Source organism: Ilumatobacter sp. (assembly GCF_030065885.1).
Lineage (GTDB): Bacteria > Actinomycetota > Acidimicrobiia > Acidimicrobiales > Ilumatobacteraceae > Ilumatobacter.
On the sequence record NZ_JASJCS010000079.1, the window covers coordinates 1 to 23,298 of the forward strand.

Annotated in this window: 15 protein-coding genes; 14 read left to right on the top strand and 1 reads right to left on the bottom strand. The window is 69.5% G+C overall.

What is annotated here, in order from left to right; genetic code table 11:
- Positions 1 to 190: 190 nt before the first annotated feature.
- Complete coding sequence (clpS, locus tag QNJ12_RS15960) at positions 191 to 490, bottom strand: ATP-dependent Clp protease adapter ClpS (RefSeq protein WP_300624049.1); 300 nt, start codon at positions 488 to 490, stop codon at positions 191 to 193.
- A gap of 127 nt (positions 491 to 617) precedes the next feature.
- On the opposite strand from clpS, the gene QNJ12_RS15965 reads away from it, so the two are divergent.
- The 14 genes from QNJ12_RS15965 to QNJ12_RS16030 form a co-directional block, all read left to right on the top strand.
- Positions 618 to 1,553, top strand: a complete 936-nt coding sequence (locus QNJ12_RS15965; RefSeq protein WP_300624050.1) for a heme o synthase — start codon at positions 618 to 620, stop codon at positions 1,551 to 1,553.
- Positions 1,554 to 1,638: 85 nt separating this feature from the next.
- Positions 1,639 to 2,826, top strand: a complete 1,188-nt coding sequence (locus tag QNJ12_RS15970; RefSeq protein WP_300624051.1) for a YbiU family protein — start codon at positions 1,639 to 1,641, stop codon at positions 2,824 to 2,826.
- Between the two features lie 134 nt (positions 2,827 to 2,960).
- The gene (locus QNJ12_RS15975; protein WP_300624053.1) at positions 2,961 to 4,670 is read left to right on the top strand and encodes a cbb3-type cytochrome c oxidase subunit I; all 1,710 of its coding nucleotides are present in this window, start codon (positions 2,961 to 2,963) and stop codon (positions 4,668 to 4,670) included.
- On the top strand, positions 4,667 to 5,260 hold the full coding sequence (locus tag QNJ12_RS15980) for a cytochrome c oxidase subunit 3 (RefSeq protein WP_300624055.1): 594 nt from the start codon (positions 4,667 to 4,669) through the stop codon (positions 5,258 to 5,260). Before QNJ12_RS15975 ends, QNJ12_RS15980 begins: the two co-directional genes overlap by 4 nt.
- 7 nt (positions 5,261 to 5,267) lie before the next feature.
- Positions 5,268 to 6,398 carry a hypothetical protein gene (locus QNJ12_RS15985; protein ID WP_300624057.1) on the top strand — a complete coding sequence of 377 codons (1,131 nt, stop codon included), beginning with the start codon at positions 5,268 to 5,270 and terminating at the stop codon, positions 6,396 to 6,398.
- A gap of 41 nt (positions 6,399 to 6,439) precedes the next feature.
- The gene (coxB, locus tag QNJ12_RS15990) at positions 6,440 to 7,678 is read left to right on the top strand and encodes a cytochrome c oxidase subunit II (protein ID WP_300624059.1); all 1,239 of its coding nucleotides are present in this window, start codon (positions 6,440 to 6,442) and stop codon (positions 7,676 to 7,678) included.
- A gap of 12 nt (positions 7,679 to 7,690) precedes the next feature.
- On the top strand, positions 7,691 to 9,682 hold the full coding sequence (gene ctaD / locus QNJ12_RS15995; RefSeq protein ID WP_300624061.1) for a cytochrome c oxidase subunit I: 1,992 nt from the start codon (positions 7,691 to 7,693) through the stop codon (positions 9,680 to 9,682).
- Positions 9,675 to 10,304: a cytochrome c oxidase subunit 3 gene (locus QNJ12_RS16000; protein WP_300624064.1), complete on the top strand. Its 630-nt coding sequence runs from the start codon at positions 9,675 to 9,677 to the stop codon at positions 10,302 to 10,304. Before ctaD ends, QNJ12_RS16000 begins: the two co-directional genes overlap by 8 nt.
- 13 nt (positions 10,305 to 10,317) lie before the next feature.
- Positions 10,318 to 10,653, top strand: coding sequence for a cytochrome C oxidase subunit IV family protein (locus QNJ12_RS16005; RefSeq protein ID WP_300624066.1), 336 nt, complete (start codon positions 10,318 to 10,320; stop codon positions 10,651 to 10,653).
- Between the two features lie 28 nt (positions 10,654 to 10,681).
- Positions 10,682 to 11,617, top strand: a complete 936-nt coding sequence (locus tag QNJ12_RS16010) for a cytochrome c oxidase assembly protein (RefSeq protein ID WP_300624068.1) — start codon at positions 10,682 to 10,684, stop codon at positions 11,615 to 11,617.
- Positions 11,618 to 11,725: 108 nt separating this feature from the next.
- Positions 11,726 to 13,030, top strand: coding sequence for a serine--tRNA ligase (serS, locus tag QNJ12_RS16015; protein WP_300624070.1), 1,305 nt, complete (start codon positions 11,726 to 11,728; stop codon positions 13,028 to 13,030).
- Positions 13,031 to 13,067: 37 nt separating this feature from the next.
- The gene (pdxH, locus tag QNJ12_RS16020; protein ID WP_300624072.1) at positions 13,068 to 13,721 is read left to right on the top strand and encodes a pyridoxamine 5'-phosphate oxidase; all 654 of its coding nucleotides are present in this window, start codon (positions 13,068 to 13,070) and stop codon (positions 13,719 to 13,721) included.
- Positions 13,722 to 13,815: 94 nt separating this feature from the next.
- The gene (locus tag QNJ12_RS16025) at positions 13,816 to 15,207 is read left to right on the top strand and encodes an LPXTG cell wall anchor domain-containing protein (protein WP_300624074.1); all 1,392 of its coding nucleotides are present in this window, start codon (positions 13,816 to 13,818) and stop codon (positions 15,205 to 15,207) included.
- A 493-nt stretch (positions 15,208 to 15,700) separates the two neighbouring features.
- On the top strand, positions 15,701 to 23,298 hold a 7,598-nt coding region (locus tag QNJ12_RS16030; protein WP_300624076.1), incomplete at its 3' end, for a VWA domain-containing protein.

The following is a 23,298-nucleotide window of genomic DNA, read 5'->3' on the forward strand; positions in this document are numbered from 1 at the left end:
CCATCGGCGCTCGGCGATCGGCGCCGGGGTCGGGGTCGCGTCGGAGGGTCGATCGTTCATCGGGCTGGTCCATCGGCGCTCGGCGATCGGCGCCGGGGTCGGGGTCGCGTCGGAGGGTCGATCGTTCATCGGGCTGGTCCATCGGCGCTCGGCGACCGGCGCCGGGGTCGGGGTCGCATCGGAGGGTCGATCACTCACCGGGCTTCTCCATCGACGCCCACAGCCCGTGCTCGTGCAGGCGGAACACGTGCATCTCGGCCTGCTCGCGGCTGCCGTCGGCGACCACCGCCTTGCCCTTGTGGTGCACGTCGAGCATCAGCTCGGTCGCCTTCTCGTGCGAGTAGCCGAACAGCTTCTTCAGCACGAACGTCACGTAGCTCATCAGGTTCACGGGGTCGTTCCAGACGATCACGATCCACGGGTGATCCTCCGAGGTGTGCTCGTCGACCTCGGGTTCCTCGACCCGCGTGGGCTCGATCGTCGTGGGCACACCTCCATTGTGCCCCTCCGGCCGCGTCGCCACATGTGTCGTGACGCCCGACCGCGACGGGACGCCCCGAGCGGACGACGCGATGGCGTTGGCCGGGTTGTGCGACCGGCCCGTACGATGGGACGTCATGGCCGTCGGCAGCCGCCCCCTCGTCCCGTCCCGGTTGGCTCCGGGCGGCGTGGCGCACGGTGGCCGGCGTGCGGCCACATCGACCATCGGCGCCTACGTCGCGCTGACCAAGCCGCGGATCATCGAACTCCTCCTCATCACGACCGTGCCGACGATGGTGCTCGCCGAGGGTGGCTGGCCGTCGACGTGGCTGGTGCTGCTCACCCTCATCGGCGGCACGCTCGCCGCCGGCGGCGCCAACGCCGTCAACATGTACGTCGACCGTGACATCGACCGGCTCATGGAGCGCACGCAGAACCGTCCGCTCGTGACGGGGGCGATCGAACCTCGCAACGCACTCGTGTTCGCAGTCGTGCTCGAGGTCGCCGCCTTCCTCGTGTTGTGGGCCGGCGCCAACCTGCTCGCCGCGACGCTGGCGCTCGCGGCGACGGCGTTCTACGTCGGCATCTACACGCTCTGGCTCAAGCGCACCAGCCGGCAGAACATCGTGATCGGCGGGGCTGCCGGCGCCGTCCCCGTGCTCGTCGGCTGGGCTGCGGTGCAGAACTCGCTCGGCTGGACGCCGTTCGTGCTGTTCGCCGCCATGTTCTTCTGGACGCCGCCGCACTTCTGGGCACTCGCCATCAAGTACGCCGACGACTACCGAGCCGCCAACGTGCCGATGCTGCCCGCCGTCGTGCCGTTCGAGCACGCCGTGCGTCAGATGGTCGGTCACACGGTCGCCATGGTCGCCGCCACGATCGTCCTGATCCCGGTCGCCGACCTCGGACTGATCTACTCGGTCACCGCCGTCGCGCTCGGCGCGGTCTTCATCGGCGCCACGATCTGGCTCGGCCGCCGCCCGACCGCGTCGGCGTCGATGCGGGTGTTCGGCTTCTCGATCACCTACGTCACCGTGCTGTTCGGCGCGATGACCCTCGACGTCCTGCTCTGACCGACCGACGAACGCGTGAGGAAGTTGCGCACTATGTGCGCAGAACCCTCACGCGAACGAACCGCCGCTGTGGTGGACTGGGGCCGTGCCCGCTCCCGATGTGCAGGACGTGTTGGACGGCGTCGATCTGCGCCCGGCCGACCTGCCAGGGCTGATCGCCGAACTCCGGGTTCGGCTCGCCGACGAGGTGGCCGCCGTTGGCGACGAGCGAGACGCCGTGCCGGTCATCGACTACGACGACATCGTCCGGGGGCGCGTGCCGGACGGGACGCATGACGCCGTCCGCCGGCGGGCCTGCGTGGTCGTCCGCAACACGTTCGAGCGCCAGCAGGCAGAGGAGTGGGACCGCGAGCTCGCCGACTACCTGCAGCGCAACCGGTTCGAGGAGCGCTACGCCGCGCTGCAGCCCGAGCGGGCCGCGACCGGATCACGGATCTGGGGGATCTACTGGTCGCGCCCGCAGGTCGAAGCCCGCCAGCACGACCGGATGGCGACGGTCCGGCGATTCCTGAACGGGTTCTGGCGCCACGAGTCGGAGGGCACCACGTGGTTCGACCCGGCGCACGACATCGGCTACCCCGACCGGGTCCGGCGCCGGGCGCCGGGTGTCGAGTCGCGCGGGCTGTTGCCGCACGTCGACTCGGTCGCGCGCCTCGGCTGGCGCGAGGAGGAGAACCGTCGCGTCTTCCGTCACGTGTTCGCCGGCGAGCCCGACCGCTTCGATCCCTGGCACGCGGCGCACCGGACCGACCCGAGCAGCTCGGCCGACGCCCCGTCGGCGGTCTTCCGCACCTTCCAGGGCTGGACCGCGTTGTCGGAGATGCGTCCCGAGGACGGCGGTCTGCACATCCTGCCGATCCCGGCGGCCATCACGCTGAGCATGCTCGACGGGCTCCTCCGGTCGGTCCTCGCCGACGAGCCGGACGGCGCGCCCCGAGCCCGGCCGGACGACGCACTGCTGCCGGCGCTCACGCCCGTTCCGCCGGTCGAGCCGGGCGACACCGTCTGGTGGCACGGCGACCTGTTCCACTCGGTCGCCGACGCCAGCAGCGACGAACGCGCGGGCAACGTGATGTACATCGGCGTCGCACCGCGCTGCGCCCGCAACGACGCCTACGTGGCCACGATGCCCGAACGGTTCGTCACCGGGCGCAGCCCCGCCGATTTCCCGCCGGAGGACCACGAGGTCGACTTCGTCGGCCGGGCGTCGGTGTCCGATCTCGACGGGCTGGGACGCGAGCAGTTCGGGCTCGAGCCGATCGTGCGCACGTGAACGCGAACGGCGGACGTGGATTTCCTTCCGGGCGGCAGCCGACCAGTAGTGTGCATCGATAGTGTCGAGGCGATTTCGGCACCCGCCGACCGGCCAGACGCCCCCACCATGACCAAGGGAACGCTCCACGTCACATGACGACGATCGATACACGCCCAGAGGCCGCTGACGCGGCTGCTGGCGACGCCGCATCAGACCCGGGTTCCCGCTCCGCCGTCGAGGCGTTCTTCGTGACGGCCGCGGCGTGGGTCACGACCACCGATCACAAGCGGATCGGTCGCCTGTACCTCGCGATGGGTCTGCTCGTCCTCACCGCCACCGCCGTCCTCGGCGCCGTGCTCGGGTTCGAGCGCGCCGACGACGGCGCCGTCTCGCTCGACGCCGACGCGCTGCTGCAGACGTTCCAGGCATACCGCGTCGGCCTCGTGTTCGGCGCGGTCATCCCGCTCGGCCTCGGTCTGGCGATCGCCATCGCCCCGCTGCAGCTCGGCGCGCGCTCGATCGCGTTCCCGCGGCTGGCGCTCACCGGCTTCTACTCGTGGGTCGGCGGTCTCGCCCTCACGTTCGTCGCGCTGGGCCGCAACGGCGGCATCGGCGGCGGCGACAACCAGGCGATCGACCTCTTCCTCGCCGGCCACGGCCTCATGATCCTCGGCCTGCTCGCCTCGGCCGGCTGCGTCGCCACGTCGGTCCTCACCACGCGCGCCCCCGGCATGACGATGCGCCGCGTCCCGCTGTTCGCGTGGTCGGCCCTCGTCGGGTCCCTGGCGATGCTCGTCGCACTGCCGGTCGCGTTCGGTGCGATCGTCTACCTGTTCATCGATCACCGCTACGCCCAGCTCAACTTCGGCGGCGCCGAGGGCATCGGCGATTGGATCGGCTGGGCGTTCTCGGTGCCTGCGGTCATCGTCTACGCGTTGCCGGCCGTCGGGGTGGCGGCCGAGATGATCCCGGTGACGTTCAAGAACCGCCAGGCGCTCCGCGGTGTCGCGTTCGCAGGCATCGCGCTCGTGGGCGTCGCCGCTCTGGCGGCCACGACCCAGCAGTTCGTCCACGAGGTCACGTTCGACACCGGCGGCGAGAGGTTCGTGCGCGATGCCGTGCCGTTCCTGATCTTCGCAGGGCTGCCGCTGCTCGGGCTGGCGGTCGTGATGGGGCTCGGTGGCCTCACCGCCCAGGGCGGGCTCGCCAACGGCCGGCCCTCGATCAGCTCGGGCTTCGTCTTCTCGTTCCTCGGCCTCGGCATGGTCGGCGCGGGCATCGCCGGCAACTTCCTGATGGGCATCACCGACGTCGACCTGATCCGCGGGCCGGGTGAAGCCGAGCCGCTGTTCACCACCTTCGAGGAGGGCGCCACGATCTACGTCGTGTACGGCACGGCGCTCGCCGTCATGGGCGGCGTGGTCTTCTGGGCGCCGAAGCTGTGGGGGCGCCAGATCTCCGAGAAGCAGGTGCTGCCGCTGGCGCTGCTCGGCGTGCTCGCCACGGTGCTGGCCGGTCTGCCGCTCTACATCGCCGGCTTCCTCGACCAGGTCGGCGGCGTGCCCGCCAACGACGCCGACGTGGCAGCGATGCTCGTCATCGACGGCGACACCGGGGCGCTCTGGAACGGCCTGTCGCTCGCCGGGCATGCGCTGATGGCGTTGACCGTGCTGGCGTTCGGCGGCCTGCTGCTGAAGACCTTCGCCGGTGCCGGTGAGCAGGCCGACGACAACCCCGTCGGCGGGCACACGATCGAGTGGTCGACCTCGTCGCCGGCTCCGGCCGACAACTTCGAGCACGTCCCCACGGTGGCGTCGCCCGAACCGCAGTTCGACCTGACGTACGAAGGGACCTCGTCGTGACGACGCCGTCGGCCACGGTCGCCCTGCCGGCCGCCGCACCGCCCGCCCCGCGTCGCCAGCTGTTCGTGGCGACCGCGCTCGCATGCGTCGCAGCATCGACGCTCGTCGGCGGCATGCTCGCGATCTGGGTGCTGCTGCGTGAGCGCGTCGTCGACGCGGGTGAGCGCTTCCCGGTCGACTACATCATCCCCGAGGTCGCCTCGAACGTGATGCTGATGACCATCTGGGCCCTGTGCCTCTTCGCCCAGTGGGCGGTCTACTCGGGCAATCGCGGCGACCGCGCCCACACCGGCCTCGCGCTGGCCGTCACCGGCATCCTGGCGATCGCGTACATCAACGCCCAGGCGTTCGTCTACGTCGACATGGCGGTGCCGATCCGCGACGACTACTACGGCGCGCTCTTCTATGCGATGACCGGCACGATGACGGCGCTCGTGATCGCCGGCCTCGTCTACACCACCGTCGCCGCGTTCCGGGCGCTCGGCGGCCGCCTGCAAGAGACCGAGATCCTGTCGGCCCACGCTCTGTACTGGTACTTCGCCGCCACCGCCTACAGCGCGGTCTGGTTCGTCGTCTACGTCACCAAGTGAGTTCACCTTGTTCACCACTGGCTCCAAACTCCTGATCGGCTCCGCCGCTGCGGCGTGGGTGTTCGCCGCGATCTACGGCATCGCGCAGGAGGGCACGCTCGGCACGATCGGTCTCATCTCGGCCGCAGTCGGACTGTCGCTGCTGGCCGGCATCAACGTCTTCGTGCGCGACTCCAACGTCTCGGCGATGGACCACGACAGCTTCGACGCGTCGGCCGCCGCCCAGGCGACCGCGCGCCCGAGCCTGTGGCCGCTGCTGGTCGCGCTGGGGGCGACGACGCTCACCCTCGGGCTGGTCACGTACCGGGCGATCTTCGTCCTCGGTCTGATCGCCATCGCCGCCGGCGCGATCGAGTGGTTGATCCAGGGCTGGAGCGAGCGCGCCTCCGCCGACCGGGGTTACAACGCCGCCGCGCGCGACATGCTGGTCGATCCGCTCGAGCTGCCGGTCGCCGGCGCGATCGGCGCCGGCGTCGTCGTCTACGCGTTCAGCCGGGTGATGCTCGGCCTCCCCAGCAAGACCGCCACGGTGGTCGCGTTCGCCGTGCTCGCCGCCATCGTGCTGGCGGTCGCGGCGCTGATCGGCCTCCAGCGCAACATCTCGAAGTCCACGCTGACGGGCGCCTTCTCGATCGCCGCGATCGCCCTGATCGCAGGTGGTGCGTTCGCCGGGTTGAACGGCGAGCGCAAGACCCACGTCCACGAGACCACCGGCTACCTCGCCGAGGAGAACGAGTGCGGCACCGAAGAGACCGAGGCCGACGAGAACGCCAGCCAGACCGTCGCCTCGAAGTCGAACGTGGCGGCCGAGCTCACCTTCGACGGCGACCGGCTCGACGTCGACGTGCCCGGCTTCGACGGTGACTTCGCAGCGCTGACGCTGCCGCGCTCGAATCCCAACAACGTGCTGTTCCGCAACGAGAGCGACCACCATGCCCGGCTCGTGATCGAGCTGTACCCCGACACCGACGACGACGGTGTGCCGTTGAGCCCCGAGCGGGTGTGCACGGCGCTCGTCGAAGAGGGCGGTGTGCAATTGCTGACGGTCGAGTTCGACCGCCCGAGCTTCGCGATCGACGAGGAGTACGCCTTCACCGTCGCCGGCTCCGAAGCGGCAGCTGAGGTGGTCGTGCCGTGACGACGTCGACTAGCGTGCCCGAGAAAGTACGGACAAACTCGATGCAGCCCGAACCCCCTTCCCGACGCTCGACCGGCCTCCGCCGGGCAGGCCTCGCCGCGCTCGGCGCTGCCGGGCTCTCCGCCTGTGCCGCCGACGCCCCGCAGGACACGTGGGCCCCGGCCGGCGAGGAGGCGCAGCGGATCCACGACCTGCAGTGGCCGATCTTCATGATCGCCGGCATCGTCGGCGTGATCGTGCTCGTGTTCATCACCCTGACCGTCGTGAAGTACCGCGACCGGGGCCAGCCGATCCCCGAGCAGACGCACGGCAAGGCCTGGCTCGAGTACCTCTTCATCGCGCTCCCGGCCGTGCTCCTCGCCTCGATCGCCGTGCCGACCGTCGCCACGGTCATCGCGCTCAACGACACCGACGACGCCGACTGCGTCATCAACGTCACGGGCCAGCAGTGGTGGTGGGAGTACGACTACCCGGTCGCCGCCGACGGCTCGATCTGCGGCTTCACGCCCACGGGCGAGCCGGCGCCGATCGTCACCAGCGGTCAGATGGTGATCCCGGTCGACGCCAAGGTCGTCATCCGCGGCACCAGCCGCGACGTCATCCACTCGTTCTGGGTGCCCAAGCTCAACGGCAAGCGCGACATGGTGCCCGGCCGCGTCCACACCTGGAACTTCCACGCCGAGCGACCCGGCATCTTCGCCGGCCAGTGCGCCGAGTTCTGCGGTCTCAGCCACGCCAACATGCGGATGGAGATCGTCGCCCTCGGCGACGCCGACTTCCAGACCTGGCTCGACAACCAGCTCGAGCCGTACCAGGCGCCCGAGCCCGGCACGCTCGCCGCCACCGGCGAGCAGACGTTCATCTCGCAGTGCTCGCGCTGCCACCAGATCGACGGCCTGACCGACGCCGACGGCGACCTCGTCGTGTCGGCGCCCGAGCAGTGGGTGTGGAGCGGCGCGGCGCCGAACCTCACCAACTTCATGACCCGCAACACGTTCGCCGGCGCCACGTGGGACCTGCTGACCGAGCAGTGCCGCGTCGACGTCTGGGAGGCGTCGCCGGCCGACTTCGGCGAGCGCTACCTGGCCGGTGTCGACGATTCGTGCCTCAACGAGATCGACCTCAAGGAGTGGCTCCGCAACGCACCGGCGAAGAAGCCGATGTACGCCGACCCCGAGCTGCTCGAAGAGACCGACAACAAGGTTCGCGGCATGCCCAACCTCGCCCTGTCCGAAGACCAGATCGACGAGCTGGTCGCCTATCTGCTCGAGCGCAAGTGATGGTGATCTGAGATGGCCCTGATCGAACGTTCCACCACGACCCTCCCCGAGGTGTCGACGCCGTCGTCGACGTACGGCACGTTCCGGCGTCCGGTCGAGTCGACGGGCTGGCAGTCGTGGCTCTTCACCATCGACCACAAGAAGCTCGGGATCATGTACGGCGTCACCGCCATGCTGTTCTTCCTCGTCGGCGGTCTCGAGGCGCTGCTCATCCGTGCGCAGCTCGCCGGCCCCGACGGCACGATCCTGTCGGCCGACAAGTACAACCAGATGTTCACGATGCACGCCACCACGATGGTGTTCCTGTTCGTGATGCCGATGGCGGCGGCGTTCGCCAACTACTTCGTCCCGCTCCAGATCGGCGCCCGCGACGTGGCGTTCCCCCGCATCAACGCGTTCGGTTTCTGGTGCTTCTTCGTCGGAGCGGTCTTCATCAACACGTCGTGGATCCTCGGCGGTGCCGCCGACGGTGGCTGGTTCATGTACGCCCCGAACTCGTCGGTGCCGTTCTCGCCGACCGACGGCATCGACTTCTGGGTCCTCGGCCTGCAGATCACCGGCATCGCCTCGCTGACCGGCGCGATCAACCTGATCGTCACCGTCATCAACATGCGGGCGCCGGGGATGAGCCTGATGAAGATGCCCATCTTCACCTGGATGATCCTCGTGGTGCAGTTCCTGCTGCTGTTCGCGATCCCGGTCATCACGGTCGCGCTGTTCCTGCTGATGTTCCAGCGCACGTTCGACGCGACGTTCTTCTCGGTCGAGGCCGGCGCCGACCCGCTGCTGTGGCAGCACCTGTTCTGGATCTTCGGCCACCCCGAGGTGTACATCCTGATCCTGCCGTCGTTCGGCATCGTGTCCGAGGTGCTTCCGGTCTTCTCGAAGAAGCCGCTGTTCGGCTACCCGCTCGTCGTCTTCTCGGGCGCCGCGATCGGCTTCGTCGGCTGGGGCGTGTGGGCGCACCACATGTTCGCCTCGGGCCTCGGCCCGATCTCGGTCGCCGTCTTCTCGGTGGCGACGATGGCGATCGCCATCCCGACCGGCGTCAAGATCGTCAACTGGACGCTCACCATGTGGGGCGGCAAGATCCGCTTCACCACGGCGATGCTGTTCGCGGTCGGCCTGATCGTCCAGTTCACGATCGGCGGCCTGTCCGGGGTCACGCACGCCGTCGCGCCGTCCGACACCCAGCAGACCGACACCTACTACATCGTCGCGCACTTCCACTACGTGCTGTTCGGCGGCGCGATCCTCGGCATCTTCGCCGGCCTCTACTACTGGTGGCCGAAGGTGTTCGGCAAGATGCTCGACGAGAAGTGGGGCAAGTGGAACTTCTGGCTGATGACGATCGGGCTGAACCTGACGTTCGGTCCGATGCACATCATCGGCCTGCAGGGCCAGCCGCGCCGCATGTACGTCTGGACCGAGGCCCGCGCCGGTGAGGGTTTCTTCAACCTCGGGTTCTGGAACGCGGTCGCGTCGGTCGGATCGTTCGTCCTCGGCATCGGCGTGTTGGTGTTCTTCGTCAACGTGTGGCTGTCGCACCGCCGTCACGGCCCGGCGCCGCTCGACCCGTGGGACGCACGCTCGCTCGAGTGGATGACGACGAGCCCGCCGAAGGAGCACAACTTCGACGCGATCCCGATCGTCGGCCACCTCGACGAGTTCTTCCACCGCAAGTACGAGGACCGTGGCGAGGGCGAGCACCACGACTACCACCAGGTGGCCACGGCCGAGGACATCCTCGCCGACCAGGAATCGCACGCCGAAGAGCACATCCACCTGCCGTCGCCGTCGTACTGGCCGATCGTGCTCGCCGTCTCGTTGCCGATCATGGCGTACGGCATCATCTACAACTTCATCCTGATCGCCGTCGGTGCCGCGATCGCCCTCCTGGCGATGTTCGGGTGGGGCCTCGAGCCGCACACCGCATCCGACAGCGACTACGACCCGCCGCCACCCGAGACCGGCGGCGAGCTGGAGGTGGCCGCCAATGGCTGACGTCGCCGTCCACGAAGCCGCCTCGGGCTGGGAGCGCGACGGTGTGCACGACGCGCACCACACCTCGACCGGGCTGTCCAACAACAAGCTCGCGATGTGGCTGTTCCTCGGTTCCGAGTGCCTGCTGTTCGGTGGCCTGATCTCCACCTACATGCTCTACCGCGGCCGCCACTCGGCCAACGGTGGCCCCGACCAGTTCTGGGACATCCCGTTCACGTCGGCGTCGAGCTTCGTGCTGCTGATGTCGTCGCTGACGATGGTGCTCGCCGTGTCGGCCGCCAACCGGAAGGACGATCGCAACACGCGCCTGTGGCTCACCGTCACCGCCGTGCTGGGCTCGCTGTTCGTCGCCGGCCAGGTCTACGAGTTCACGACCTTCTATCGCGAGGGTCTCGGGTTCACGACCAGCCTGTTCTCGTCGAGCTTCTACACCCTCACCGGGTTCCACGGCGTGCACGTGTCGGTCGGCGTCGTCCTGCTGCTCTCGGCCGTCGGCATGATCCTGAAGAACCGTGTGCCCGGCGACAAGGCCGAGACCGTCGAGCTGATCGGGCTCTACTGGCACTTCGTCGACATCGTGTGGATCCTGATCTTCACCCTCGTCTACCTGGTCCCGGCGTGATCGGAGCGACCCGATGAGCACCGACACCGCCACCACCCACGACGCCGTCGACGAGCACGGCGAGCACGCCGAGCACTTCAAGGACAGCCAGTACGTCGTGGTGGCGTTGATCCTCGCGGGCGTCACGGCCATCGAGGTGGCGTTCAGCTACATGGTCGACGACCTCGGCCCGTTCTTCCTGCCCGGCCTGCTGATCCTGATGGTGCTGAAGTTCTACACCGTCGTCGCGTACTTCATGCACCTGAAGTTCGACAACCGCCTGTTCAGCATCATGTTCTACATGGGTCTGTTCCTGGCGCTCGGCGTCTACATCGCCGCGATGTTGACGTTCCAGTTCTTCAACTCCTGACCCGCCCCGTTCCCGAAAGAGGCGCCTGATGGCGCAGTCCCACCTCGCAGCCGAGCTTCCGGTCGATCCGCTGGCCTTCCAGTGGCACCCCGAGGTCTGGCTGCTGGTCGCGTTCCTGACCTCGGCGTACGTCTACATGGTGCGCGTCATCGGCCCGAAGGCGGTGCCCGACGGGCAGCCCGTGGTCTCGCGGGCCAACGTCGTGACGTTCGTGCTGGCGATGCTGACCCTGTGGATCGCCTCCGACTGGCCGATGCACGACATCAGCGAGGAGTACCTCTACTCGGCGCACATGGTGCAGCACATGATGCTGAGCTACTTCCTGCCGCCGCTGGCGCTGATGGCGACGCCGACCTGGCTGGCACGCGTGCTGCTCGGCGACGGATCGCTCTACCGGGTCGTGCAGTGGTTCGCGAAGCCGGTCGTGGCCGGTGTGCTGTTCAACGCGTCGGTGATGATCCTGCACATCCCGCTGCTCGTCAACGAGTCGGTCGTCAACGGGCCGCTCCACTACCTGCTGCACGTGATGGTGGTGACGACGTCGCTGCTGATGTGGACGCCGGTGTGCGGGCCGGTGCCCGAGTTCCGGATCGGCGTCGCCGGCGCGATGATCTACCTCTTCCTCCAGTCGGTCGTGCCGACCGTGCCGGCGGCGTGGCTCACCTTCGCAGAAGGAGTGGTCTACGACGCCTACGACCAGCCCCTGCGGCTGTGGGGCATCAGCGTGATCGACGACCAACAATTGGCCGGCGCCATCATGAAGACGGCCGGCGGGTTGTTCCTGTGGGGCATCGTGATCTACCTGTTCTTCAAGAAGTTCGCGGTTCAGCATGCAGAGTCGTACGACTTCCGGCGGGGTGCCCGCATGCCCGACGCCGAGATCGTGGGCCACGACGAGGAGCCGTTGACCACGGCCGACGTCGAGCGGGCCTTCGCCCAGTCGGTGCCGCCCGACGCCCCGTGACGCCGCGCCGCGACGAGCCGCCGGTCAGCCCAACGAGCCGGAACGCGTGAGGTTCGTGCGCACTATCTGCGCAACTTCCTCACGCGTTCGGTCGGTAGCCTCGCTGCGGTGATCGACGTACGGCTGCTCCGTTCCGACCTCGAGACCGTGCGCGCTGCGATCGGGCGGCGCCACGACGAGGGCGCGCTCGAAGCGCTCGCCCGCGCCGTGGCCCTCGACGTGCGCCTCCGCGAGATCACCGCCGAGCGCGACGAGATCCGGTCGCGCGTCAACTCGATCTCCAAGGACGTCGGCATGCTCCTGCGTGACGGCAAGGTCGACGAGGCCGAGGCGCTGCAGGCCGAGTCGCGCCAGCTCGGCGAGACCGAGAAGCGGCTCGCCGGCGAGCACGACGGCGTGAGCGCGCAGCTGCGCGACGAGTTGCTCGTGATCCCGAACCTGCCCCACCCCGAGGCGCCCGACGGTGCGACCGACGCCGAGAACCCCGTCATCGTCGGGCCGATCGGCCTCCCCGGCGAGTTCCCACCGCACCGCCGGGTGCCGCACTGGGAGGCGGCCACCGAGCTCGGCATCCTCGACAACGAGCGGGCGGTGAAGATCTCCGGCGCGATGTTCACGATGCAACGGGGCGCCGGCGCCACCCTGGCGCGGGCCCTGTGCCAGTACGGACTCGACCTGAACGCCGACGTGCACGAGGAGATCCGGCCACCGTCGCTCGTCACCACGGCGACGCTCACGGCAACCGGACAGCTCCCGAAGTTCGCGGACGACGCATACGCGATCGAGCGTGACGACCTCTGGTGCGTCCCGACCGCCGAGGCCTCGCTGACCTCGCTGTACAACGACGAGATCCTCGCCGCAGCCGATCTCCCGATCCGGGTGATGGCGTTCAGCCCGTCGTTCCGTCGCGAGGCGGGCTCGGCCGGCCGTGACACGCGAGGCATGTTGCGCACCCACGAGTTCGACAAGGTCGAGATGCTGGCGTTCGCCCGCCCCGAGCAGGCGCCGGCACTGCTCGACGACATGGTCGATCGTGCCGTCCGGGCGATCGCCGGACTCGAGCTGCCGTACCGCGTGATCGAGATCTGCACGGGCGACATGGCCCAGAGCCACCACCGCAGCTTCGACGTCGAGGTCTACGCCCCGGGCGCCGATCAGTGGCTCGAGGTCTCGTCGGTGAGCTGGTTCAGCGACTACCAGGCACGTCGGGGCAACCTCCGCTTCCGGCCCGTCGACGACGACGGCACGCCGATCAAGGGCACCGAGTTCGCCCACACCCTCAACGGTTCGGCGCTGGCCGTGCCCCGGGTCTGGGCGGCGATCATCGAGAACCACCGCAACGAGGACGGTTCGGTCACCGTGCCCGGGGCCCTTCGCCCCTACATGCGCGGGATCGACCGCATCGAGAATTGACCTCGATGGGGACGATGCGGACGATGGGGAGGGTCCGATGAGCGAGCAGGAACGTGCGTCGATCCGGGATCGGCGCCTCCAGTACGAGACCGCCGGGCTCGAGCTCGGCGACCTCTCGATCGACCCGATGGAGCAGTGGCACGTCTGGCACAGCGAGGCGTTCGACGCCGGTCTCGCCGAGCCCAACACGATGATCCTCTCGACCGTCGACTTCCAGAGCCATCCCGACTCCCGGGCGGTGCTCGTCCGCGACGCCGACCACTTCGGCTTCACGTTCTTCACCAACTACGTGTCGGCCAAGAGCCACCAGCTCGAGGCGCGCCCGGTCGGCGCGGGGCTGTTCGCCTGGCTCGACTTGCACCGCCAGGTGCGGGTGCGGGGCGCGGTCGAGCGCGTCGGCGACCGTGAGAGCGACGCCTACTTCGCGTCGCGCCCTCGGCCGAGCCAGGTCGCCGCCTGGGCGTCCCCGCAGTCCGAGGTGATCCGCGATCGCCACGAGCTGATGGAGCTGGTCGCCGAGCACGAGCGCCGCTTCGCCGGTGAGCCCGTCCCTCGTCCGCCGCACTGGGGTGGCTGGCGGCTGCTGCCCGAGGAATGGGAGTTCTGGCAGGGGCGCCCCAGCCGGCTGCACGACCGGTTCCGGTACCGGCGGGTCGAGGACCAGTGGCAGATCCACCGCCTCGCCCCGTGATCCGGCGCTGATAACGCCGTTCGCGAAATCTCTTGCGGAATTCTTGACAGCCGCTTAGGTTCTCCATCGTCGCGAACGGGCGGAGGAGGACGACATGAGGCGGGGTATGCGGATTGCGGCGGCGTTGGTCGCCGTCGGAGCCACGGCCATCGGAACCGGCGGGGGGTTCGCCGAGGCGGGTGTCGACCAGCCACCGACGATCCCGGTCGACGTCGAGCTCACGGTCCGAGGGCCCGATCCCACCGCCACCGCCGAGGCGCTCACGATCGAGTTCTACGAGATGCCGGCCGGCACCCTTGCTGCCGGGAACGGCATGTGCGGGACCACGACCGGCGCGACGTCCGGCCCGTACCTGTACCAATCGGACCCCGTCGACTGCAGCCTGGTTCGGCCCGGCTTCGACGACGCGGCGCAGTACGCGATCGGCGTCGACGGGGCGCCTCCCGGGTACCGGACGCGTGCCGACTGCATGGTCGACAACGGAGAGGTCTTGCAGCGCGAGCGGATCGTCAACGGCACGCCCGAGTTCACGGTCGAGCTGTTCACGACCTCGGTCAGCTGCAGCATCTACGTCGAGACCGAGATCCTGCTCGTCGACAAGGTGGTCGAGGGCGGCCCGGGTGGCGTGCCCGCAGCGGCCGACTCGTTCACGATCCGGGTGCTCGACAGCGGCGGCGCCGAGGTCGCCACCGGCGCCGACGTCGCCGAGCCCACCTGCGAGAGCGACTACGACCCCGCCAAGTGCGGAGCGATCGCCCTGCCGGCCGGCGCCGACTACGAGCTCACCGAGGTGCCGGTCGACAACTACGAGATCACCGAGATCGCCTGCGACCAGTACGTCAACGCCGAGTTCCCGCCGCAGCAGCCGAGCGTGTCCGTCACGGCCGACGGCACGTTCGACCACGACGACGGTGACACGTACTGCCGAGTCACGAACACGTGGCAGGAGGGACAGCTCACGGTGTCGGCCACGGTCACCAACGACGAGGGCGGCACCGCGACGCCGACCGACATCTCGATCGAGGTGTTCGACTCGGGTGGCGTCGAGGTGATCGCGGCGACGCCGTGCGCCGCCGACGGCTCGTGCCTCGACGTGATGCTGACGCCCGGCGACTACGTGATCGGCTACGAGGGGCCCGCCGGCTACAGCCGCGAGGTCACCCAGACCGTGCTCGATCCGCCACCGCCGGCGCCCGTCGAGCAGATCACCGACGACGCGGATGCGGCGTTCACGATGCTCGACGGACGCCAGGTCGAGATCGTGGTGGCCATCGACGATCCGACCCCGCCGACCACGACCACCACCACGCTCGCTCCGACCACCACGCTCGCTCCGACGACGACGCTGGCACCGACGACGACGGCGCTCGACGCGGGCGCCGGGGTGCTGCCGGCCACCGGTGCGTCCGCGAACGCGTGGATGGCGATCATGGCGATCGGCCTGCTCGGGATCGGCTCGACGATGCTGGCGGTGCGGCGCCGCTGAGCCGGCCGTCATCGGCCATCGCGAAGCCTCAACCTCTGGTTGAGGTTGCCCCCCAGCAGGGGCTGCAGGGCATCACATCGCGCGGGGCCGCGACGACAGCTCCCGACGCGGGCGCCGACCGCGGCTGATCACGGGCCGGCTGCGGCGCCCGTTCGGCGGGCGATCGCGGCCTGTCGCACCCCCCGCTCGCAGCGCCCTCCGCAGGGCCGGTTCGAGGCCGTCGCGTGCCCCGATTCGGCCCACCATCAGGCCGTCCGACGACCCGTCCCGCCGGGGTCGGCGCCACCGGTCTCGTCGGCAGGGGTTCCGTCAACAGATCGTGAAGTCCACGCACGATCCGTGAGATTTCGCGCGCCTCGCGTCGACGTTTCTCCCACGCAGCGTGGAAATCCGGCCCGATTCCTTCGGATGACACCGTGATTCTGACAACACTGAAAGAGAGCGAAGCCGGGTGCTCTGCGGCAAATCCCGGCACATCTGAAAGGCGGACACCATGTTCCTTCGGCGGAAGGCACAGCGAATCCGGCCCCGGCCGGCCCCCACCACGAACGGCGGCATCGTCCGCCGTTGGATCCGGCTCACCCTGGGTGCATCGATCGGCGTCACCGGCGCCATCGCGCTGACGCCCGCGGCGGCGGCCCCGGTCACGGCACTCCCACCGACGGCCACCTATCTCGACACGTTCGACGCGGTGCCGGTCAGCTACGGCGAGAACGACGGCACCGAGGACTTCGACGGCGCGTGGGTCGAGTCGGGCGACGACGGCACCGCCGCCGGCGGCCGCATCACCATCACCGGCGGCGAGCTCCGCTTCTTCAACATCGACAGCCGGACCCTCACCCGCTCGCTCGACCTCAGCGCCCACGCCTCCTCCAGCGTCGTGCTGTCGTTCGACTGGGTCAGCGAGACCGGGAGCGGCGACCAGCTGGGCATCGAGCTCCGCGACTCGAGCGGCAACTGGGATGAGGTCGCCATGCTCGAGAACAGCAGCGGCCAGAACCCCGGTCTGCCCTACCGCGCTGAGATCGTGCTCGAGAGCGACTACGTCTCCGCGAACAGCGGCATCCGCTTCGACAGCAGCAGCAGCGGCTGGGAGGACGAGGACGTCTACCTCATCGACAACGTCCAGTTCGCCGTCGGCACCGTCGCCGCCAACCCCGACCTCCCCGTCGCCTGTGGCATCGACGTCACCGTCGTGCTCGACGAGTCGGGCTCGATCAACAGCGCCGGCGCGACCGGCGACGTCGAGGACGCGGTCCGAGCGCTCGTCGACGGTCTCAAGAACACCGGCTCGCGGATCAAGTTCACCGAGTTCTCCACCAACGGCCGCGCCGCATCGATCGGTGGCACCACCGACTTCCAGACCGTCGACGACGCACTCGACGCCGCGGTCGAGACCTACCTCACCGGCGGCGGCAACGCCCAGGTCGCCACCAGCTACAACCCCGGCTCCGGCCAGCTGTGGACGAACTGGGAGGCGGGTCTCGCCCCGGTCGGTGCGCCCGGCCAGCTCGTCGTCTTCATCACCGACGGCCAGCCCAACACGGTCGGCACCGCCGGCACCTCGATCGGAGGTGCGTTCGACGATCAGCGCAACATCGCCGCCGGCGCCGCGCTCGACGAGCTCGACGCGATCAAGGCGACCGGCGCGCACGTGCTCGCCGTCGGCGTGGGCGACGCGAGCAACCAGACCAACTTCGATCTCCTCACGCGCACCGTCGAGCCGCACGGCGCCGACACCTGGGAGAACTCCGGCCCACTCGACCTCCGAGTCGTCGACGCCATCCGCGTCAGCACCTTCGACGCACTCGACGATGCGCTCCGCCAGGTCGTGTTCGCCCTGTGCTCGCCGTCGGTCACCGTCACCAAGGTCGACGACACGGGCGCCCCGGTCCAGGACTGGCCGTTCAGCGGCTCGGTCGACGTCGACCACCAGAGCGGCGCCGACCAGTACGACTGGGTCAGCCCCGACCTCGGCGTGACCCCCGACGACGGCACGGGCAACGACGTGCCCCAGACCGTCGTCACCAACAGCTCCGGGACGGCGCTGTTCCAGTGGACGCCCAACACCGTCGACGACCCGCAGCCGTGGGATTCGACGTTCACGTTCTCCGAGACCCTGCCGGCGGGCTGGACGCTCGCCTCGCAGCAGGCACCCTGCAACGTCGAACGGCTGAACACCGACGGCTCGGTCTCGACGTTCGGCGTCGACCTCGCATCGAGCCAGAGCGGCGCAACCGTCACGTTCGCCCTCGAGCAGGGCGGCCAACCGTTCGCCATCCAGAAGGCCGACATCGTCACCTGCTCGGTGGCCAACGACCGGCCGGCGACGATCACCGTCGCCAAGGACGCACGACCGGACGCGGCGCAGGCCTTCGACTTCACCGGCGACCTCGGGGCGTTCTCGCTCGACGACGACGGCAGCGGCTCCAACGCCGAGACGTTCACGGTTCCTGCCGGCCAGTACGCCGTCACCGAGTCGGCGGCCCCCGGCTGGGCGCTCTCAGGCATCGCGTGCGACGCCTCGCAGGGCTCCTCTGCTGCCGGGAACGGGACGACCGCGACCATCGACGTCGCCCCCGGCGGGTCGGCCAGCTGCACCTTCACCAACGAGGCGACCGCCACGATCGTGCTCGCCAAGGAGTGGCTCGTCGCCCAGCAGGGTGACACGGCCGACCTGACCGCCGACATCGGCGGCGACGGCATCGACGACACGTTCCAGTCGGTCGCGAGCGGGGTCACGCCACAGCTCGACGTCGACCCGACGCCGACGGCCTTCGTGCTCGGCGCCGACATCGATCTCGCCGAGACGGTCGACCCGGCCGCGAACTACCTCTCGTCGCTCGCCTGCGTCGACGACCGGGGCGGCGCGGCGATCGGCGGGTTGACCGTCGCGCCCGACGGCCGGAGTGGCACGCTCGCCACCAACGCCGACGGGGCGGCGGCGGGCGCCACGATCACCTGTACGTTCTCGAACCCGCGTCGCGCGGCACAGGTCACGGTCGTCAAGGCCCTCACGCCGGCCGAGCCCGGCCAGGAGTTCACACTCTCGGTCGCCGGCCATGCGGGTGGCCCGACCGAGGTCACGGGCGGCGACGGCGCCACCACGACCGCGATGGTCAACATCGGCGACACGATCTCTGTGGCCGAGGTGGCCGGCAACGCCGGCACCGACCTGGCGAACTACGACTCCTCGGTGAGCTGCGCCGGCCCCGGTGTCTCGGCGACCGGCACCACCGCCACGAGCTTCGACGTGCCCACCGATGCGGCCGACGCCGTCATCACCTGCACGTTCACCAACACACGCAAGTCGGCGACGCTCACGCTCGACAAGGTGTGGGCCACCGGCTCGCCCGACGCCGGCGTCACGCTCAGCGCCGACGGCCAGATCGACACCGATCCCGCCAACAGCGACACCGCTGCCAGCGAGTCCGACGGCGTGCCCAACGGCACCGCCGAGATCACCGTGTACGCGGGTGAGACCGTCGCGCTCTCCGAGACGTTCGTCGTTCCGGCCGATGCCGGCGCGTTCGACGCCGCGCTCGCCTGCACGCAGCCGGGCCTCGGCTACACCGCCGGCGCGCTCTCGGGATCGTTCACCGTGCCCAGCCAGCCCGTCGACGTGGACTGCACGTTCACCAACACGCCCGGCGAGGCCGAGCTGACGCTCGTCAAGCAGTGGGTCCAGGCGGATCCGACCGACTCGGTCGACCTCTCGGCCGCCGGCGACTCGGGATCGGGCAACGCGATCGACATCGCCGCTCCCGCTCCGGGCGAGACGTCCGACTCGATGGTCGTCTTCGCCAACGAGACCGTCGACTTCGACGAGGCCTTCACCGGTCTCGCCGCCAACCGCTACGACACCATCGTCACCTGTCGCGACGCGACCGGCGCCGTGCTCGGCGCGCAGTCCGGCGTGACCATCGACGCCGACCAGCGGGGCGGCTCGATCACGTTCGGTGCCGACCCCGGCGACGTCACCTGCACGTTCGTCAACACCCGCAAGTCGACCGATCTGACGGTCGTCAAGTCGTGGGTCGACGCCCAGGTCGGCGACGCCGTGTCGATCACCACCACCGGTGGGACCAACGACGTCGACTTCGACGCCACGGCCGACACGGCCACCGAGACCGACACCGACACCACGACGTACACCGTGTACGCCGGCGAGACGCTCGTCTTCTCGGAGGTGTTCGACGTCGGTGACTCGGCCGCCTACGACACGACGCTGTCGTGCGTCGGCACCGGCGACGCCGACGTCGACGACGGGCTGACCATCTCGGCAGCCGACACCGACGGCAACGGCATCACCTGCACCTACACCAACGCCCGCCGCAGCCTCGACGTCGTCGTCGCCAAGGCGGTCGTGCCCGCCGACGACCCGACCACGTTCGACCTGTCGATCGACGGCAGCGTCGTGGTCCCCGGCGCCACCGACGGCTCGGCCAGCGGCCCGGTCAGCGTGTTCGTCGGCGACGTCGTCGTCGTCTCCGAACAGGCCGACCCCAACTTCACCTCGACGCTGAGCTGCGACAACGGTGTCGTGCCCGCCGACAACCTCGGCACCTCGGGCAACTTCGTCGTGCCGAGCTCGCTCGACGACGGCACCACGATCACCTGCACGTTCACGAACACCCGCAAGGCGACGCAGCTGACGCTCGCGAAGGTGTGGAGCGCAGCCGAGGCCGGCGACACTGCCGCCCTCGAGATCGACGGGTTGCACGACGGCGACACCGCGACGTCGACCGCCCCGGACGCACCCGCGGCCGGCAACGTCGCCACCGCGACCGTGTACGCCGGCGAGACCGTCGCGCTGAGCGAACTCCTCGGCGCCGGCAACGTCGCCGACTACGACGTGGCGTTCGACTGCGTCGGCAACGACGCCGAGCCGGCGTACGTGCCGGGTGCCACCACCGCATCGCTGTCGATCACCCCGACCGACGCGGCCGGCAACGGCATCACCTGCACGTTCACGAACACCGCGAAGCGCGGCACCATCGTGATCGTCAAGAACACGCGCTCGGACGACGGCGCCGCCACATTCGGCTTCAGCGGCGACTGGATGACGCCCAGCGCGTTCGACATCACCACGACGAACAACACCGGTTCGGAGACGTTCGAGAACGTCCTGATCGGCCAGTACGCGGTCGTCGAGACCGATCCGACACCCGCCTACGACGGCACCAACGTGAGCTGCGTCGACGCCGACCAGGGCTCGGGCCCGCTCGACTCCTCGACGCTGCCGCTCACCGGGTCGATCGACCTCGACACCGGCGAGACCGTGGTGTGCACGTTCACCAACGTCGAGCGCGCCACCATCGTCGTGACCAAGGACGCGCGGCCCGACTCCGCGCAGGACTTCTCGTTCTCGTCGACCGAGCCGGCCGGATTCGATCTGCTCGACGACGCGTTCTCGCTGGACGACGACGCCGACGCCACGCTGAGCAACACCTTCACGTCCGCGCTGCTGCCGGCCGAGCAGACCTACACGGTCACCGAGCTGGCGACCCCGGGTTGGACGCTCGACGCCCAGGGTTCGATCTGCACCGCCGGAGGCGAGCTCGTCGGGTCGACGGCATCGATCACGCCGGCCGCCGGCGCAACGGTCGTCTGCACGTTCGTCAACGCGGCCGACCCCGCCGAGCTGACGGCGACCAAGCAGACGCTCGGCGTGACCGGCCCGTGGGGGCCCTTCGAGTTCACGCTCGCCGGTGGCCCGTTCGCCGGTGATCCCGCCCAGGCGGTCGACTCGGTCGACCCGGCAGCGCAGTGGACCGAGCTCGTCGAGGGCCAGACGTACACGCTGACCGAGAACGAGGTGCCCGGCTACCTGCCCGGCGCCGTGTTCACCTGCACGGCCTCGCTGCCCGGCGCCGCCGGGCCGGTGCCGCTGCCCGACGCCGACGCCATCACGACGGGCTTCCAGCTCGTCGCGACCGCCGGTGCGGCGTACTCCTGCGAGATCACCAACGTGGCGATCCCGCCGCAGGTCGTCGTCGAGAAGACGACCGAAGGTGGCTTCGGCACGTTCGTGTTCGACGTCACGCCGACCCAGGGGGGTGATCCGATCGCCCCGATCAGCGTCACGACCGACGCCCAGAACAACCCGGCGTCGAGCCTCCCGTCGGACCTCGACGCCGGCATCGGCTACACCGTCGCCGAGCGGGCGAACGACGAGTTCGTCGCCCAGACGCTGTCGTGCACGGTGACCGACGCAGAGGGCGCCACGTCGCCGTACGTGTTCGACACGCCGACGCAGCCGGGTGATGTGATCGACTGCTCGATCACGAACCTGAAGAAGGCCCGGATCATCGTCGACAAGGTCACGATCCCCGGTGCGGCACCCGACGTCTTCGACTTCGAGGAGGACTGGAGCGGCACGATCGACGGCACGCCCGAATTCGGCCTCGCCGATCCGGATACGCCGCACGACTCGGGGCTCGTCGCGCCGAACGCGACCTATCAGGTCATCGAGCTCTTCGAGCCCGGCTGGCAGCTGATCGACGTCGTCTGCGACCCCGCCGTCAACGCCGACACCAGCGTGGCCGGTGCGTCGGCGACGATCACGCCCGCACCGGGCGAGGAGATCGTCTGCACGTTCACCAGCGCCCGGCGCGGCGACGTGGTCGTCCTGAAGGAGGTCACTGCTCCGGTGACGCAGACCGGCAACGACGCCGAGTACGAGGTCTCGTACGACGTGGTCGTCACCTCGCTGTCGAACGTCGACGAGGCGTTCACGCTCGAGGACGAGTTCCAGTTCGGCGCCGGCACCGAGATCACCTCGTGGAACGTCGACCGCACCTCGGCCACCGGCCCGCTGCCGCTGACCACCTGGAACGGCGGCGCCGGCACCGACCCGGCCGACCTGACGGTCGCCTCGGGCACGATCAGCCCGGCGGACGAGTTCGTGTACGAGGTCACCGTGACCTTCACCGTCGAGGGCGTGGCGACGTCGAGCGCTCGTGATTGCGAGCTCGGTGACGGCGAGTCCGGCACCGGCACGCTCAACGTGGCCACGGTTCGCTTCGGCGAGGGCGACTCGAACACCGACGACGACTGCGACGAGATCCCCGAGCCGGACGTCACGATCGACAAGGCCGTGTCGCCGGGTCAGCCGGTGCTCGTGGCCGGCAACGTCTACACCGCCGAGTACACGATCGTCGTCGAGAACGTCGGCGACGGCCCCGGAACGTACGACCTGGTCGACACGCCGGACTTCGGCGACGGCGCCACGGTGACGAACGTCGCTGCCATGGGCAACGGGGTGGACGTCGGTGTCGCCGGACCCGGTCCGTTGACGATCGTCACCGGTGAGGAGATCTTCGCAGGTGAGTCGCACGTCTACACGGTGACGGTCACGTTCGACGTGGCCGGCTCGATGACCATCGCGGAGCGGACCTGCATCGTCGAGGGCGAGCCCGGTGGCTCGGGTGCCTACAACAGCGCCGCGGTCACCTTCAACGGCCCGACCACGGTCGAGGACGACGCCTGCACCGACATCCCGGACCCGAACGTCGAGATCGAGAAGGTCGTCGAGACCGGCGAGGCCGTCCGCAATGCCGACGGCACCTGGACCGTGAGCTACCTGCTCGAGGTCCGCAACGTCGGCGACCAGGTCGAGGTCGGCCCGGCCGAGTACGACCTGACCGACGAGTTCGCCTTCAGCCCTGGCGTGACCGTCGACTCGGCGTCGGCCGAAGTCGTGTCGGCACCCGCCGGCACGACCGTGTCGCCGACGTTCGCCGGCGCGGCGCCGGACGACCTCGTCGTCGAGGACGTCCGGATCGACGCCGGAGAGACCCACGTCTACCGGGTCATCGCCGACATCTCGATCGCCGTCGGCCCGGACACCGACGGCAGCTGCACCGGCGAGCCCGGCTCCGACCGCGGCCTCGCCAACGGCATGACCGTCACGGTGTTCGGCGAGCCGATCGAGGACGAGGCCTGTGCCGGCTTCGCCACCCTCACGTTGATCAAGAACGTGTCGGACGACGATGGCGGCAACGCCACCACGGCCGACTTCCCGCTCACGGCCGAGGGTCCGGTCACCATCAGCGGCATCTCGCCGGTGGCCTCGGCGGTCCCGGCCGG

Coding starts and splice junctions, on each gene's coding strand:
- QNJ12_RS16025 (WP_300624074.1), top strand. CDS start 13,816: ATGAGGCGGGGTATGCGGATTGCGGCGGCGTTGGTCGCCGTCGGAGCC.
- QNJ12_RS15965 (WP_300624050.1), top strand. CDS start 618: ATGGCCGTCGGCAGCCGCCCCCTCGTCCCGTCCCGGTTGGCTCCGGGC.
- QNJ12_RS16000 (WP_300624064.1), top strand. CDS start 9,675: ATGGCTGACGTCGCCGTCCACGAAGCCGCCTCGGGCTGGGAGCGCGAC.
- coxB (WP_300624059.1), top strand. CDS start 6,440: ATGCAGCCCGAACCCCCTTCCCGACGCTCGACCGGCCTCCGCCGGGCA.
- QNJ12_RS15975 (WP_300624053.1), top strand. CDS start 2,961: ATGACGACGATCGATACACGCCCAGAGGCCGCTGACGCGGCTGCTGGC.
- QNJ12_RS16005 (WP_300624066.1), top strand. CDS start 10,318: ATGAGCACCGACACCGCCACCACCCACGACGCCGTCGACGAGCACGGC.
- QNJ12_RS16010 (WP_300624068.1), top strand. CDS start 10,682: ATGGCGCAGTCCCACCTCGCAGCCGAGCTTCCGGTCGATCCGCTGGCC.
- pdxH (WP_300624072.1), top strand. CDS start 13,068: ATGAGCGAGCAGGAACGTGCGTCGATCCGGGATCGGCGCCTCCAGTAC.
- ctaD (WP_300624061.1), top strand. CDS start 7,691: ATGGCCCTGATCGAACGTTCCACCACGACCCTCCCCGAGGTGTCGACG.